This window comes from Pseudomonas sp. MF7453 (assembly GCF_016405455.1).
Classification (GTDB): Bacteria; Pseudomonadota; Gammaproteobacteria; order Pseudomonadales; family Pseudomonadaceae; genus Aquipseudomonas; species Aquipseudomonas paralactis.
The window spans coordinates 149,910-166,101 of record NZ_JAEKCN010000013.1; the positions used below are offsets into that span (position 1 = coordinate 149,910).

The 16,192-nt window shown below is 56.8% G+C and carries 13 protein-coding genes; 10 read left to right on the forward strand and 3 right to left on the reverse strand.

Annotated elements, in window-relative coordinates; translation table 11 throughout:
* Position 1: 1 nt before the first annotated feature.
* From JFT63_RS20755 to JFT63_RS20775, 5 genes are read left to right on the forward strand one after another with little or no spacing between them, the layout of a single operon-like run.
* Positions 2 to 1,990: a heme lyase CcmF/NrfE family subunit gene (locus tag JFT63_RS20755; protein ID WP_198844641.1), complete on the forward strand. Its 1,989-nt coding sequence runs from the start codon at positions 2 to 4 to the stop codon at positions 1,988 to 1,990.
* Positions 1,987 to 2,523: a DsbE family thiol:disulfide interchange protein gene (locus JFT63_RS20760; RefSeq protein WP_005786510.1), complete on the forward strand. Its 537-nt coding sequence runs from the start codon at positions 1,987 to 1,989 to the stop codon at positions 2,521 to 2,523. Before JFT63_RS20755 ends, JFT63_RS20760 begins: the two co-directional genes overlap by 4 nt.
* Positions 2,520 to 2,993: a cytochrome c-type biogenesis protein gene (locus tag JFT63_RS20765; protein WP_005786512.1), complete on the forward strand. Its 474-nt coding sequence runs from the start codon at positions 2,520 to 2,522 to the stop codon at positions 2,991 to 2,993. Before JFT63_RS20760 ends, JFT63_RS20765 begins: the two co-directional genes overlap by 4 nt.
* Complete coding sequence (ccmI, locus tag JFT63_RS20770; RefSeq protein WP_198844642.1) at positions 2,986 to 4,182, forward strand: c-type cytochrome biogenesis protein CcmI; 1,197 nt, start codon at positions 2,986 to 2,988, stop codon at positions 4,180 to 4,182. The genes JFT63_RS20765 and ccmI overlap by 8 nt, the downstream gene beginning before the upstream one ends.
* Positions 4,183 to 4,192: 10 nt before the next feature.
* A complete protein-coding gene (locus JFT63_RS20775) occupies positions 4,193 to 4,588 on the forward strand; it encodes a hypothetical protein (RefSeq protein WP_057703739.1) in 396 nt (131 codons plus the stop codon).
* Between the two features lie 173 nt (positions 4,589 to 4,761).
* Here JFT63_RS20775 and JFT63_RS20780 read toward each other — a convergent pair whose 3' ends face one another.
* On the reverse strand, positions 4,762 to 5,037 hold the full coding sequence (locus JFT63_RS20780) for a DUF6124 family protein (RefSeq protein ID WP_198844643.1): 276 nt from the start codon (positions 5,035 to 5,037) through the stop codon (positions 4,762 to 4,764).
* 487 nt (positions 5,038 to 5,524) lie between these two features.
* Between JFT63_RS20780 and phnN the strand changes: the two genes are divergently transcribed.
* The 5 genes from phnN to JFT63_RS20805 all read left to right on the forward strand — a co-directional run bounded on the left by phnN (position 5,525) and on the right by JFT63_RS20805 (position 13,575).
* Positions 5,525 to 6,088, forward strand: a complete 564-nt coding sequence (gene phnN / locus JFT63_RS20785; RefSeq protein WP_057703737.1) for a phosphonate metabolism protein/1,5-bisphosphokinase (PRPP-forming) PhnN — start codon at positions 5,525 to 5,527, stop codon at positions 6,086 to 6,088.
* Positions 6,089 to 6,506: 418 nt separating this feature from the next.
* Positions 6,507 to 8,060 (forward strand): M10 family metallopeptidase C-terminal domain-containing protein, encoded by a 1,554-nt coding sequence (locus JFT63_RS20790; protein ID WP_198844644.1) that lies wholly within the window; start codon positions 6,507 to 6,509, stop codon positions 8,058 to 8,060.
* Positions 8,061 to 8,361: 301 nt separating this feature from the next.
* The gene (locus tag JFT63_RS20795; RefSeq protein WP_198844645.1) at positions 8,362 to 9,486 is read left to right on the forward strand and encodes a M10 family metallopeptidase C-terminal domain-containing protein; all 1,125 of its coding nucleotides are present in this window, start codon (positions 8,362 to 8,364) and stop codon (positions 9,484 to 9,486) included.
* 750 nt (positions 9,487 to 10,236) lie between these two features.
* Positions 10,237 to 11,811: a M10 family metallopeptidase C-terminal domain-containing protein gene (locus JFT63_RS20800; protein ID WP_198844646.1), complete on the forward strand. Its 1,575-nt coding sequence runs from the start codon at positions 10,237 to 10,239 to the stop codon at positions 11,809 to 11,811.
* A 237-nt stretch (positions 11,812 to 12,048) separates the two neighbouring features.
* A complete protein-coding gene (locus tag JFT63_RS20805; protein WP_057703733.1) occupies positions 12,049 to 13,575 on the forward strand; it encodes a M10 family metallopeptidase C-terminal domain-containing protein in 1,527 nt (508 codons plus the stop codon).
* Positions 13,576 to 13,692: 117 nt separating this feature from the next.
* On the opposite strand, the gene JFT63_RS20810 is transcribed toward JFT63_RS20805, so the two are convergent.
* The gene (locus JFT63_RS20810) at positions 13,693 to 14,889 is read right to left on the reverse strand and encodes an MFS transporter (protein ID WP_057703732.1); all 1,197 of its coding nucleotides are present in this window, start codon (positions 14,887 to 14,889) and stop codon (positions 13,693 to 13,695) included.
* 241 nt (positions 14,890 to 15,130) lie between these two features.
* Complete coding sequence (locus tag JFT63_RS20815; protein WP_057703731.1) at positions 15,131 to 16,132, reverse strand: sulfate ABC transporter substrate-binding protein; 1,002 nt, start codon at positions 16,130 to 16,132, stop codon at positions 15,131 to 15,133.
* Positions 16,133 to 16,192: the final 60 nt, after the last annotated feature.

The window sequence follows — 16,192 nt, forward strand, 5'->3', positions numbered from 1 at the left end:
GATGACGTCCGCATTGTTTATTCCTGAGTTGGGCCAACTGGCGATGATCCTCGCCCTGTGCTTTGCCGTGGTCCAGGCCATTGTTCCGTTGCTCGGCGCCTGGCGCGGCGACCGTTTGTGGATGAGCCTGGCGCAGCCGGCCGCCTGGGGCCAGTTTGCCTTCCTGCTGTTTGCCTTCGGTTGCCTGACCTACGCCTTCATGACCGACGACTTTTCCGTCGCCTACGTCGCGAACAACTCCAACAGCGCGTTGCCCTGGTACTACAAGTTCAGTGCGGTGTGGGGCGCCCACGAAGGTTCGTTGCTGTTGTGGGCGCTGATCCTCGGCGGCTGGACCTTTGCCGTGTCGGTGTTCTCGCGCCAATTGCCGCAAGTGATGCTCGCGCGCGTACTGGCGGTGATGGGCATGATCAGCATCGGCTTCCTGCTGTTTCTGATCATGACCTCCAACCCGTTCAGCCGCATCCTGCCGCAGATCCCGGCAGACGGGCATGACCTCAACCCGCTGTTGCAGGATATCGGCCTGATCGTGCACCCGCCGATGCTCTACATGGGGTACGTGGGCTTTTCGGTGGCCTTTGCGTTTGCCATCGCTGCCTTGCTCGGCGGCCGCCTGGATGCGGCGTGGGCACGCTGGTCGCGGCCTTGGACCATCGTTGCCTGGGCCTTCCTTGGTATCGGTATCACCCTGGGCTCGTGGTGGGCCTACTACGAACTCGGCTGGGGTGGCTGGTGGTTCTGGGACCCGGTGGAAAACGCGTCCTTCATGCCCTGGTTGGTGGGCACGGCGCTGATTCACTCCCTGGCAGTGACTGAAAAGCGTGGCGTCTTTAAAAGCTGGACGGTACTGCTCGCCATCGCCGCGTTTTCCCTCAGCCTGCTTGGCACGTTCCTGGTGCGTTCGGGCGTGCTGACATCGGTGCATGCCTTTGCGTCGGATCCTGAACGCGGTGTGTTCATATTGATCTTCCTGCTGTTTGTGGTCGGCGGTTCCCTGACCCTGTTCGCCCTGCGTGCTCCGGTGGTCAAGAGCCAGGTCGGTTTCAATCTGTGGTCGCGAGAGACCCTGTTGCTGGGCAATAACCTGGTACTGGTGGTGGCTGCATCAATGATCCTGCTCGGCACCCTCTACCCGCTGGTGCTGGATGCCTTGAGCGGCGCCAAGCTGTCCGTGGGCCCGCCATACTTCAACGCGTTGTTCATCCCGTTGATGGGCCTGTTGATGGTGGTGATGGCGATCGGCGTGCTGGTGCGCTGGAAAGACACCCCGGTGAAATGGCTGGCCGGCATGTTGATGCCGGTGCTGCTGGGCAGCGTGGCCCTGGCAGTGATCGCCGGGTTCGCCTACGGCGACTTCAATTGGGCGGTACTCGCCACGTTCCTGCTGGCGGCCTGGGTGTTGCTGGCCGGCGTGCGGGACATCGTCGACAAGACGCGCCACAAAGGCCTGATCAAAGGCTTGCCCACCCTGACCCGCAGTTACTGGGGCATGCAGATCGCTCACATTGGCATCGCCGTGTGCGCTTTGGGCGTAGTGCTCTCCAGCCAGAACAGCGCCGAGCGCGACCTGCGCCTGGCGCCGGGTGAGTCCATGGACCTGGCCGGTTACCACTTCATCTTCGAAGGTGCCAAGCACTTTGAAGGGCCGAACTTCACCTCCGACAAAGGCACCGTGCGCGTAGTGCGCAATGGCAAGGAAATCGCCGTATTGCACCCTGAAAAGCGCCTGTACACCGTGCAAAGTTCAATGATGACCGAAGCCGGTATCGACGCCGGTTTCACCCGTGACCTGTATGTGGCGCTGGGTGAACCGTTGGGCGACGGCGCCTGGGCGGTGCGGGTGCATGTCAAACCCTTCGTGCGCTGGATCTGGTTCGGCGGGTTGCTCACAGGCTTTGGCGGTTTGCTCGCCGCGCTGGACCGTCGTTATCGGGTCAAGGTCAAGAGCCGGGTGCGTGAAGCACTGGGCCTTTCGGGAGCTGCGGTATGAAGCGTTGGTTGATGGTGGTGCCGCTGGCGTTGTTCCTGCTGATGGCGGTGTTCCTGTATCGCGGGCTGTACCTGGACCCGGCCGAGTTACCCTCGGCGATGATCGGCAAGCCGTTTCCCGCGTTCAATCTGCCGACGGTACAGGGTGACAAGACCCTGACCCAGGCCGACCTGCAGGGTAAACCGGCGCTGGTCAACGTATGGGCCACCTGGTGCATCTCTTGCCGCGTCGAACACCCGGTGCTGAACAAACTGGCCGAGAAGGGCGTGGTGATCTACGGCATCAACTACAAGGACGACAACGCGGCGGCCTTGAAATGGCTGGCCGAGTTTCATAACCCTTACCAGTTGGATATCCGTGATGAGGACGGCAACCTGGGGTTGAACCTGGGTGTCTACGGCGCGCCGGAAACCTTCTTCATCGATGCCAAGGGTGTGATCCGCGACAAGTTCGTCGGTGTGATCGACGAGGTGGTATGGCGTGAGCAACTGGCCGCCAAGTACCAGGCTCTGGTCGATGAGGCCAAGCCATGAAGCGTTGGTTGACCGCTGCGGTTTTAGCCCTGGGTCTGGCCGGTGTGGCCCATGCCGCCATCGACACCTATGAATTTGCCAACGACGCCGAGCGTGAGCGCTTTCGCGACCTGACCAAGGAGCTGCGCTGCCCCAAGTGCCAGAACCAGGACATCGCCGACTCCAACGCACCCATCGCCGCCGACCTGCGCAAAGAGATTTTCCGCATGTTGGGGGAGGGCAAGGACAACCAGCAGATCATCGACTTTATGGTCGATCGCTACGGTGATTTCGTGCGCTACAAACCGGCCCTTACCGGCAAGACCGCGCTGCTCTGGTTCGGCCCCGCAGGGCTGCTGCTAGCCGGCGTTGTGGTCATGGCCGTGATCGTGCGCCGTCGCCGCGCCGCGCCGACTGATGGCTCCGACGCGCTGTCCCCTGAAGAGCGTAAACGCCTCGACCAATTGCTGGACACCAAGACTGATGATTGATTTCTGGCTCGCAGCCGGCTTGCTGCTTCTGATTGCCCTGAGTTTCCTGTTGATCCCTGTACTGCGTGGTCGTCGCGCCCAGCGTGAAGAGGATCGCACTGCGCTGAACGTGGCGCTGTATCAAGAACGCGTCGCCGAGCTGCAAGTGCAGCAGGACGAAGGTGTATTGAACGCCGTGCAACTGGATACGGGCCGCGCTGAAGCGGCCCGTGAGTTGCTGGCCGATACCGAGGGCGTGGAAAAGCCCCGTGAATCGCGCCTGGGCAAACCGCTGCCGTTTCTGGCGGCGTTTCTGGTGCCCGTGCTTGGCGTTGCGCTGTACCTGCACTATGGCGCGAGCGACAAGGTCGAACTGACCCGTGAATTCTCCCAGCCGCCCGTGTCCATGGCCGACATGACCCAGCGCCTGGAGCGCGCCGCGGCGGCCCAGCCGGATTCGGCCGAAGGCCTGTACTTCCTCGGTCGCGCCTACATGGCTCAGGACCGCCCAGCCGATGCCGCCAAAGTCTTCGAGCGTACCGTGGCCCTGGCCGGGCGCCAGCCGGAACTGCTCGGCCAGTGGGCTCAGGCGCAGTATTTTGCCGACAACAAACAATGGTCACCCAAGGTCCAGGCTCTGACCGACGAAGCCTTGAAGCTCGATCCCAAGGAAGTCACCAGCCTTGGTCTGCTCGGTATCGCCGCCTTTGAAGGCCAGCGTTATCAGCAAGCCATCGACTACTGGAACCGTCTGTTGGCGCAACTGCCGCCCCAGGACAATTCCCGTATCGCGCTGCAAGGCGGGATTGATCGCGCAGCGGAGAAGCTCAAGGAGAGCGGTGGCAGCGTCGTGCAGGCGCCCAAGGCACTGCTCAAAGTGCGGGTGGATGTCTCCGCCCAGGTCAAGGCCAAAGCCCTGCCCACCGACAGCGTGTTCATCTTTGCCCGTGCCGTAAACGGCCCGCCGGCGCCACTGGCGGCCAAGCGCGTGACGGTCGGTGCGTTACCGGTCACTGTAGAACTGGGTGATGCCGACGCGATGATGCCGCAGTTGAAACTGTCCAACTTCCCCGAAGTCCAACTGGTTGCGCGCATATCCCGGGCCGGTCAGCCGACCACTGGCGAATGGATCGGCCGCAGCCAACCGCTGGCCAGCAGCACCACTGCGCTGCAGCAATTGACCATCGACACTCCGGACAAGTCATTCTGAGGAAACGCCCATGACCGCATTTGCACGCATCACCCTGCTCAGCCTGGTACTCGGCCTGAGTGCTTGTGCGGTCCATCGGCCACCTCCGGCGCCCACCGGCCCAACCATCCCGCCATCGGGCCCGTCGACCCAGCCAAGCACCAAGCCTTCCGGCCCGGTGACCCCGCCGCCCAAGCCACTGCCAAGCAAGTCCCCTACCTTCGCTCCACCACCGGGTGCTGCCAGCCACTGGGACGGCAAGATGCAGGTGTATGTACTGGACGACCAGCCCGACACCTTCTACCGCCAGCGCACCTACTACCGCTGGAGCAACGGCTGGAGCCGCTCCATCAGCCCCAACGGGCCCTGGGAAGAAACCAATGTGCAAGGCGTGCCGCCGGGGTTGAGCAAGCAATACGCGCAATGACAAAAGGCGACCTGAGGTCGCCTTTTTCATACCTGTGAAATGCATTCTTCCAAACCCGAGAGGGCAATGTGGGAGGGTGCTTGCTCCCGATAGCATTGGGTCAGATCAATGATCTGCTGAATGTTATTGCGCCATCGGGAGCAAGCCGCCTCACACAGTAGATCTGTGCGTCATCAAGTCACTGGACACTCTCGATTCAGCGCCTCATCCACCAACAACTGCGCAATCTCAATCATTTGGACCACGGCCAGCACCTGCTTGCGGCCTGAACCTTCCAGATGCTCGGCACAGTCGTACGCGCACACAGTCGCCGACTCAAGCATTTCGCTGGCATTGCTCAAAGCCGCTTCGGTGTTGAGACCGGGTCGGACGGTGAAGATAAGGTTGGGTGGAGTTTGTGGTGCAGCATTCGAGGTGGATGGCGGGGGATTTGGAGTAGCTTTTTTCATGCAGTAAATCTCCATTCAGTTGGAGCTCACCGCGTCTGCGACCAAGCAGAAGGGTGGCGAGCTGTACGCAGGTTGGTCGACCAGGGAATGGAAACCCGGCAGGGCCCTAAGCCCTCCCGCGCACGGCTCGCCATAACGCGAACACAATAATGCCGCTTGCGCGGCACTGTGCGCCATTCTAACCCAGGCGACCAAGCCTGACCGCTGATGAGCAGCGATTGCGAGAGGCTAACGGTGTGTTATAGCGACTGCAAGCCATAGAGATCGTAGGAAAGTTCCTGTGCGGATCACAGGTATTCTTCCAAACCCGAGAGGGCAATGCGGGAGGGTGCGCGGCAGGGTCCACATCCGGTAATGTGGCGGCCGCCGGCCTGGCTGGCAAAAAATTGCTGGATATACTTTCCTGTGACCCTTATCTGGCGCAGGCCAGTCGCTGCGAAGAGTTACCGGGGCGCAACAAGTCTGGAACAAGCCAAGAGGATTTTTGATGACGGGCAGGTTGATCTATCTCATCGGGCCATCGGGTTCAGGCAAGGACAGCCTGCTGGAGGCTGCACGCTTGCGCTTGCAGGCGCGTGGTTGTCGCATGGTGCGCCGGGTGATCACACGCTCGGCGGAGTCGGTGGGCGAAGCGGCGCAAGGGGTGAGCCCGCAGGCGTTTGCGCGGATGGACGCCGAGGGCGCGTTTGCCTTGAGCTGGCAGGCCAACGGCTTGTCGTATGGCATCCCCAGGGAAATCGACGACTGGCTGGCTGCGGGGGACGATGTGCTGGTCAACGGCTCTCGCGCTCACCTGGCGCAGGCCCGTGAGCGTTACCCCACGTCGCTGGTATTGCTACTGACGGTCGATCAAGCCGTGTTGCGTCAACGTCTGCTCGCACGCGGACGTGAGTCGTTGGCGGACATCGAAGAGCGCTTGGCGCGCAACGCGCGATTTACCGCCGAGTTGATTGCCGGAAACGGCGCGGGCTTGTTCGTGCTGGATAACTCAGGCCCTCTGGAACACACCGTCGAGCGCCTGCTGTGTTGCCTGGATCACGAATGCTCGTGAGCCTCGCGGGTAGTGCGCGGCATGTCGCGGTAGGGCAGGGCATCCCATTTATGTAAGGCGTGGCCATGCTCAACTATCGGATCAGAACACAGGCGTTCAGCTTTTTTTCTTTGGGATGTTTGAGTGGGTTTCTTGATGTTTGAGGCTCAACTGTTGACCCATTTAATTTAATTAGTTTCAATATTTTTCTTTTTTGATTATCAGGGTTCCGTGCTTATTGATATGTACGAGTGTGTCGCGCTAATGAAAACTTGTACGATTTTTTTGCTGGCGTGTTTATCGCGTGTTATTGTAATTAAATAGCAGTAGTGAAGGTGTTTTAAATATGGGACTTTTATCGGGCTGGCAACGGATCAGTCAGTGTCGGTAATTCATACATGGACGGGTAACTCTTCACTGTTGAGAGTATCAATACACGATGCATATCCCTTCCAGGCATTCTGCCCCCGAGCAGTCCCCAGCGACGTCGCATTTCAATTTATCCAGCGCCGAGCGCAATATTCTGAGCTGGGCGAATAATAAAAGAAGCTTTACCACGGATCAGGCGGCCAAACATATTACGCGCAAGGGGCACAAGTTTCATGACCTTAATAGAGATGGAAAAGTTGTAGTGAGTTTCAACTTTGCAGGCGGCTTCAACGCTGCTCAGAAAGCGTGCGCCAGACAAGCCCTGAAATACTGGGAGGATGTAGCCAATATCAAATTTGTAGAAGGCGGATCGAACACCGACGGCACGATCAGCATCAGGGGTATAGGGGGAACGTCAGGCGTGGCGGGGCTACCTAACCAGCATTACAACAAAGTGGAGGCCAGGATCGGCACCAGTGGTGCACACAACCCGACAATGAACAGCCATTTCCTCGGGTTGTTGATCCATGAGTTGGGCCACACCCTGGGGTTGAGTCATCCGGGCGGATACAATGGCTCGGGCACCTACTCCCGCTCTGCCGAATATGCACAGGACACCAAGGCACGCAGTGTCATGAGTTATTGGTCGGAGACTTATCAGCCAGGGCATAACTTTGCCGGGCAAAGCCCGGTGGCGCCAATGATGGATGATATTGCCGCTGCCCAGCAGCTTTACGGCGCGAATACAAACACCCGCAATACCGATACCACCTACGGCTTCAACTCCAACACCGGCCGGGACTTTTATAGCCTCAAGCACGGAAGTGACAAGCCGATTTTCACCGTTTGGGACGGCGGTGGTACCGACACGCTCGACTTCTCCGGGTTCACCCAGAACCAAACCATCAACCTCAAGGCCGAGACATTTTCGGATGTAGGTGGCTTGCGGGGGAATGTGTCGATTGCCAAGGGGGTGAGCGTGGAAAATGCCATTGGTGGCTTGGGCGACGATACCTTGATGGGCAACGAAGGGAATAATCGCCTCACGGGCGGCCGGGGCGCGGATAGGCTGCACGGCGGGGCCGGGGCGGACACGTTTGTCTATCAGCGCGTCAGCGATTCGACGCCGCACAATCCCGATATCATCCAGGATTTCCAAAGCGGGATCGACAAGATTGACCTGACCGGAGTGCTTGGGGCGGTGGGGCTCAAGTCGTTGAGCTTTGCCGATCAATTCAGCGGTAGTGCAGGTGCGGCCGTGCTTGGCCGCGATCCCAAAACTGGCCGTTACACCCTGGCGGTGGATACGACAGGCAATGGTACGGCGGACCTGTTGGTGGTCAGCCAACACCCGATAAAACAGACGGATGTGATTTGGAACAATCAGTCGCCAGCGGTGATTGCGCCTTCTGATACCACCCTTACTCCTGTTTCCGACCCGCCCGTGGCTACCGTTCTGCCTCCCGACTCAGATACGGATCCAAACACGCCTACAGACACGCCTACAGACACGGATCCGGGGCCTGGGTCCGAGCCGTCAATCTGGCCTGGAATGGGGGTTATCAAGAAAGTGGCTTCGGTTTTCAAACGTATGCTGAACGGAGTGTTCTCGATCTTCAGGTAGAACAATACTGTTAATGAATAACCCGTGGCTCGGTAGGGTTGTGAGAGGTCACTGTTTGAAATACATAGGTCTGGATTATTTGGTTGTATGTTGATGTGTCGGTTGGATGATGTTTTCTTAGGTTCTATTCTCTGTGGTGCGTACGTTTTAGTTTGAAATAAATAGGCTGTTGTGAGGTTTTTTTGTTTGTGCGAATTTAGCCGCGCCTTAATCGTGTGAGCGTATGTTTTGTACGTGTATTCCAGTCATGCGATGGATGGTAATTATTTGAGCTGATATATAATTTGGAGAGTATTGAATTATGAATGTATATGGTTCTGGTGTGGGTTCGCAGATGTATAACACTTCAGCATTCCCCAGCTTCCCGCCGCAGGGTGCGGCTGGCGAAGCGACGATGTCCAGATATTCCGGCGAGCGCACCGTACACTATCGCGGTTATTCATCCTCTGCTGGGCGCTTCTCGGAATTCAAGGAGGTCGAGAGCCGAGCGCCAGGCAATAACGGAGTGCCGCCCCTGCCGTTCTTCAGAAACGAACAAACTCGGGAATTCACCCATCATTCCTGGATGAGCGAAGCCTCCAGGAACACCGTTAGCAAGTTCACAGATTATTACGGAAAACCTAGGCAGGTTTTCAAGGGTCGCGACGAATGCGTCGAACCTTACCCACTTGGGCAATTAGAGCCACGGCCAAATGCGAGACCATTGGTTCAGGCACGCCCGACACCAGAGGCAACGGCCTATGTAAAGCCCGTGCTGAATGAAGTGTCTACGCAGTATTTTCCGGGGGATACCGTGTATGGCTTCAATTCAAATACCCGAAATCCCGATATGTCGTTCACCTCGACCTATGACACACCGTGGTTCAGGGTTGAGGATATACAGGGTAACGATACATTGGACTTCTCCGGGTTCAGGCAGCATCAAGTCATAAACCTGGGGGCTGGTACCTGTTCCAGCGTGGGTGGGCTGGTTAATAATGTTCAGGTCAGCATTGGATCGGTCATTGAAAATGCTATCGGCGGTTCAGGCGATGATCGGATCCTGGGCAATGCATCCAACAATGTACTGACCGGTGGTGAGGGCGCGGATATATTAAGCGGCGGTGGTGGGAGCAATACCTTCAAATATAATACGGCGTCGGATTCTACCTTCGCGAAGGCTGACCTGCTGACGGATTTCAAGGCCGGTTGGGACAAGATCGATTTAAGGGGTATGGCTGCGACGGCCGGCGTCGAGTTGAACCTCGTGACCAGGTTCACGGGCCGACCTGGCGATACCATTATTAAATTCAACCAGCAGAGCGGACGCTATTACCTTGCGGTTGACCTCTCGGGTGATCAAAGAAGTGACTTTCTGATAAAGAGCACTCGGCCTTTCGGCCCGCGAGACGTAATGGGATGGCATAACATGCCTATTCAGGCGTGAACGATGTGAACCCATACCCGCGTTGCTAGGGTTCTATGCGGTAGACAATCATTTTTCACTTTTATCTACAGGCTTGAAACGCGGGTGACGTCGCGTTCAAGTCTGTTTTTTTTGCCTTGCAGTATCAAGGCATATGCTCATGCGCTCGTCAGGCCATCAGAGCCTGATGCATTCTCTCCGCTCGCTTGGCAGCGTCTTCGCCATCTATAGGGTTCTCCTCACTGCCTGACGTTCTACAAGCGACCGGATATTGGGTTGTAAGATCGTTCACTCACGGATGTACATAACGTTATGGTTATTAGGCAGAAATAATACTTAAAGATCATAAGTGTGGGAATTTCGTTAACGCTGCGTGCTGAGGCGTTTTCGCTGTACACCGAACGATAGAGTAGAAGTGGCTGAGTAATCGACTTGAGGGTGGGGGGTGTTATCTAATTGTGAGTAATAGTCTGACAACATTTCAACGTCTGTTTTGTTTTTGGTTTTTTATTTTCAATAAGATCAGCAGGTTGCGATGAGGTCTAAAAGACATCATGTGCTTGTATGATTTCCATTTTTTTCAGTTGTACGTTCAAAGTGTGTTCAGGCTTTAGAGTGTGTCGGCGTGAATTAATTTGCGCGTGGTGTGAATGAGAGTGATGTGAGAACTTAGCGATGTACCGACGACTGACACCGTTTCTGTTCGCGGTATTTAGTCTTTCGGGTGTGGCGATTGTTACTTTGAATTTGGTTGTATGAGGGATTTGGCTTATGAGCTCGTTAATAGCGCCAGCTGCTCAAGTCGGTGTTTATGAAAAACTTGATCCCAGTCGTCATGTTAGTTTTGCCAGGGCCGTTGATGGGCCTGGCGAGGGGTATACTTTACACAGTAAGAAGAGGGAGTTAACGACGGAGCAGGCCGGTAAACAAATCGCTCGACATGGTCAACGTTTTAGTGATCGCAACAACGATAAAAAAATCGATTTGTCGTATCGTATTTCCAAGGGCTTCACTGCGCAGCAGGCGGATCATGCCAGGCAGGCCATGCAGTCTTGGGCGGATGTCGCCAATGTGACCCTCGCTGAAAATCCACAATACGCTGACGGCCACATAGATATCAATGATATGCCTGGAACGTCGAAGGGTGAGGCCTCTTTGCCCAACAAGTATGTAAGTCATGTGCTTGCAAATATTGGAACGGCGAATACAGAGGAGAATCCCAAAATCGGGAGTTTTTTCCGCACAATGCTTGTCCATGAAATAGGGCACACTCTCGGCCTGACTCATCCTGGTGATTATGATGGTTCTGCCGACTATGGGCGTGACGCAGTGTATGCGGGAGATACCAAGGCGCGCTCGGTGCTGAGTTATTTCTCGGAGAAAAATCAGCCCGGACACGATTTCAACTCAAAGCTACCTTCTGTACCGTTGATGGATGATATTGCCGCCATCCAGCAGGTATACGGGGCAAATACCAAAACCCGTAATACCGATACGACCTATGGGTTCAACTCCAATACCAACCGCGAAGCATTGAGTCTGAAGGGGGCGAACGACAGTCCTATCTTCTGCGTGTGGGATGGCGGTGGGAACGACACATTGGATTTCTCCGGGTTTGCACAGGACCAGAAGATCAATCTCAATGCGGAGTCATTTTCAGATGTTGGAGCGTTGAAGGGGAATGTCTCTATCGCCAAGGGCGTTGTACTTGAAAACGCAGTGGGGGGTTACGGCAATGACGCCCTGGAAGGTAATGAGGTCGCTAATCGCCTCAAAGGCGGCGGTGGAGCGGACAGATTACGCGGGGGCGGTGGAGGGGACACTTTCGTTTATGACCGGGCAAGTGAATCAACCCCGGACAATCCCGACGTCATTCTGGATTTTGAGAGCGGCGCAGACAAGATTGATCTCTCGGGTATCCTGAAAGCGTCAGGCATTAGTGCGCCAAAGGTTGTCGATCATTTAAGCGGCCATCCAGGCCAAGTCGTGCTCAAGTACGACGAGGGCAGTGGCGAGGGTAGCCTGGCCCTGGATGTGACGGGCAATGGTAAAGCCGATTTGCTGATAAAAAGCATTGGCCGGATTAAAACCGGCGATGTGATGGGGCACGACGGTAGTCCGCAGCCGCATTCCAAACCAACGGATTCCAAGCCGCGTACTGAACCCACGGCCCCCACGTTGGAGCCATGCCCTGAGCCTGAAGACCCCAAGCCGGTGTCATGCTATGCACCAAGTGGAAAGCTTCGCTCGATACTGCTGCCAGCCCTTGAGCAGTTTGTATTTACCGAGCAGGCGTGGCGGGTCGAACAGTTCAAACGTGCGAATACGATAAGAGCGTTAAAATAAAGTGCGGTAACTAGTGTGTTTGTCCTGGTGTTGTGTTTTGTCCGTATTTATATCGGCTGCATTATGTTGCGCGCTGTTTGACAAGTGTCGCTGCACGTAAGGTTTTCAGTGTGTAAAAGATTCGCTCTTTTGCTGTGTTTGTACGTTGGGCAAAACGAAGTAGCAAGGATTCGTAAATGATAGTGTTTGCGAAGTGTTGGTTGTTGTTTTTATATCACTCATCGAGAAGGTAACGTTATGATTAATTTGAATGCGCCCGTTTTAAATCTTCAGGTAGCTAACCATGTCGCTCAGCAGTCGTTACCTGCGGCACTGCCTGGCAACAATGAAGCCAGTAGCGCGCATAATCATGAGCACTCAACTATCGGGTTGACCCCCTCAAAACATTCCATACTGCTGAATGTATCTGAGCAGGTACCAGGCGAGCTCACCACCCAGCCTCGTTTCTTCGGATCGAGCGCCCATCTCGGTGCGTCCCCCAGGCTGCTGCAACTTGGCGAGGTCGCCACTTCCACTTTGTCTTTTTCGTTCGTCTCTGGGTTTGGCACTCATGTACTTAAGTGTGAAACCAAGCCTCAAGGGGATCATCCCAAGGCCAACGTCGATAAAACACCCAAGGACGAGCCCAAGGCCAACGTCGATAAAACGCCCAAGGACGAGCCCAACGCTGGCGTCGATAAAACGCCAAAGGACCAGCCCAACGCTGGCGTCGATAAAACGCCAAAGTCCGAGCCCAAGGTTGGCGTCGACAAAGCGCCAAAGGACGAACCCAACGCTGGCGTCGCTAAAACGCCCAAGGACGAACCCAACGCTGGCGTCGCTAAAACGCCCAAGGACGAGCCCAACGCTGGCGTCGATAAAGCACCAAAGGCCGAGCCCAAGGTTGTCGCCGATAAAGCGCCAAAGGCCGAGCCCAAGGTTGTCGCCGATAAAGCGCCAAAGGCCGAGCCCAAGGTTGTCGCCGATAAAGCGCCAAAGGCCGAGCCCAAGGTTGTCGTCGATAAAACGCCAAAGGCCGAGCCCAAGGTTGTCGTCGATAAAGCGCCAAAGGCCGAGCCCAAGGTTGTCGCCGATAAAGCGCCAAAAGACGAGACCAAACCAGGCCGCAACTCCAACTCGGATGACACTGTCTACGGTTTCAACTCCAACACCGGAAAGCCAGAGATGACCCTCACATCCGCTTCCGACAAACCAGACTTTACCGTTTGGGATGACCGAGGCAACGATACGTTCGACTTCTCCGGTTTCAAGCAGGATCAGTCGATTGACTTGCGAGGTGGTTCGCGCTCAAGCGTAGGTGGGATGAAAGAGAACGTCAGGATCGCCGAGAAGACGGTGATCGAAAACGCGATCGGTGGTCAGGGTAACGATCGGATCATTGGCAACAGTGCGGACAACGTACTGATCGGTGGGGGAGGGAGCGACACGCTGGTCGGCGGAGGTGGCTGGAATACGTTCAAGTTCAATGCCTTCACGGACTCCAGCCGCACCAATGCCGATCTACTGGTGGACTTCAACACGGGTCAGGACAAGATAGATTTGTCGCAAATGGCCATCGACGGCAAGGTCGCGTTTAACTTCGTTGATAGCTACAGCGGTAAAGCGGGCGACACTATTATCAAGTTCAATCCGCAATCGGGCCGCTATCTGCTGGCGATAGACCTGGATGGCGATGGCAAGACCGATTTCCTGATTAAAAGCACGCGAATGATCAGCCCGGAAGATGTCATCGGGCTGAACATCAAGGATGACGGTTATCTCTGATGGGTTAATGACGGTTTTCCAGAATCGTCATTGCATGAGGTAAAGCTGGGCAGGACTGATCAGTAGTTGATCCAGTCCTGCCCTTTTGTGCGTGATAAAAAGTCTTGATGAGAGCGCTCAGGCGGTAGTCACAGCGACTTTACGGGAAGTACCGAGGAACCTTAGCAACGCCACCAGTGGGAAAGCACTGCCCACCAGCATCACACTCAGCCAGCCGCCGTGTTCATACACGCTGCTGGCAATGGCCGAGCCGAACGCGCCGCCGATGAAAATGCTGGTCATGTACAGCGCGTTGAGGCGGCTGCGGCTGTGGGCATCGAGGGCGTAGACAGCGCGCTGGCCGAGCACCATGTTCATCTGCACGCAGAAGTCCAGGACCACGCCGGTCACTGCCAGGCCGATCACGCTGTACAACGGATGCACGAACGCCGGCAGGAAACTCAGCGCCCCAAACAGCATCGCCAGCAGCGAGGCGCGGTGCGTGTGGCCGGCATCGGCGAGGCGACCAGCGATGGGCGCGGCGATGGCGCCCAGCGCCCCCACCAGGGCGAACAGCGCAATTTCACTTTGGCTCAGGCCATGGTTGCGCGCCAGCTCCAGCGGAGCAGCGGTCCAGAACAGGCTGAAGGCGGCAAACATGCACGCCTGGTAAAACGCACGCTGGCGCAATACCGGCTGCTCACGCAGCAAGGTGCCCAGGGAGCGCAGCAATTGGGCGTAGCTGGCGCTGTGATCGGGTTGGCGCTTGGGAATGGTCAGCATCAGCACCACGCTGATAAACGCCATCAAGGCGGCGGCGGCCATAAACATCGCACGCCAGCCGAAGTGGTCAGCCACTACGCTGGACACTGGCCGCGCCAGCAGAATACCCAGCAGCAAGCCGCCCATGATGCTGCCGACCACACGACCACGGGATTCGGCAGGCGCCAGGTGTGCGGCGAGCGGGATCAGGATCTGCACCGATACCGAACTGAAACCGATCAGCAGCGACACCAGCAGGAACAGGTTGGGCTGTTCAGTGAGCGCTGCGCCCAACAGGCTCGCGATAGCCACCACGGTGGTGAAGATCATCAGTCTGCGGTTTTCCAGCAGATCACCCAGCGGCACCAGGAAGAACAAGCCCAGGGCATAACCGATTTGCGTCAGCGACACGATCAGGCTGGCCATCGCCGGCGTCAGGCCAATGTCCGGGGCAATCAGTTCGATGATGGGCTGCGCGTAGTAGATGTTGGCGACGATGGCGCCGCAGCAAAACGCAAACAGCATGACCATGCCCCGGGTCATGGTGCCTGTAGCGTGAGAAGTTGCGTTCATGGTGTGCTCGTAAGGCGAAGGACGATGGGGTGAGAGAGTAAAGGTAAGGGCCGTTAGTGAGTAGGCTGCTTGTGGTGATACCTGTCATGCCGCGAAATAATGACTCAATACAAAACCCAATGTGGGAGGGGGCTTGCTCCCGATAGCAGTGCATCAGCCAAGACATAGGCTAACTGGCACACCGCCATCGGGGGCAAGCCCCCTCCCACAGTTTTGACCGAGTTTATTCAGTCATGACCACTTACTGGCCAGAGTAGATCTGGTCAAACACCCCACCATCGTTGAAGTGAGTCTTCTGCACCGTGCGCCAGTCACCAAAGGTTTTTTCTACCGACAGGAAGTCCACCTTCGGAAAACGGTCGGTGTACTTGGCCAGCACCTTCGGGTCTCGTGGGCGCAGGTAGTTGTTGGCCGCAATTTCCTGACCCTCTGGCGACCACAGGTACTTGAGGTAGTCTTCGGCGGCAGCACGGGTGCCTTTCTTCTCGACCACTTTATCGACCACCGACACAGGCGGCTCGGCTTCGGCGGAAACGCTTGGATAGATGACTTCGAACTGATCGCGGCCAAACTCACGGGCGATCATTTCCGCTTCGTTCTCAAAGGTTACCAGCACATCGCCGATCTGGTTGGTCATGAACGTAGTGGTCGCGGCACGCCCGCCGGTGTCCAGTACCGGTGCCTGTTTGAACAGCTTGCCGACGAAGGTCTTGGCTTTTTCTTCGTCGCCGCCGTTCTTGAGCACATAACCCCAGGCCGACAGGTAGGTGTAGCGGCCATTGCCCGAGGTTTTCGGGTTGGGCACGATCACCTGCACGCCATCCTTGAGCAGGTCCGGCCAATCTTTAAGGGCTTTGGGGTTGCCTTTGCGCACGATGAATACGGTCGCGGAGGTGAACGGCGCGCTGTTGTTCGGCAGACGCGTGACCCAGTTGTCCGGCACCAGCTTGCCGTTGTCGGCCAGGGCATTGATGTCGGTGGCCATGTTCATGGTGATCACGTCAGCGGGCAGGCCGTCGATTACCGAGCGCGCCTGTTTGCTGGAGCCGCCAAAGGACATCTGCAGCGTCAGCTTGTCGTCGGGGTGCTCGGCTTCCCAGTGTTTCTGAAAGGCGGCGTTGTAGTCCTTGTAGAAGTCGCGCATCACGTCGTACGAGACGTTGAGCAGGGTGGTCGCTGCCTGGGCGGAGCCCGCCAAGGCCAGGCCGGCGGCCAGAAGAGAGGCGCTGAGGATTTTTTTCACTGCTCATTCCTTGTTGTTCGAGAAGAGGGGAGGCAATTTGCCAGCGACTATAGCCGGGCC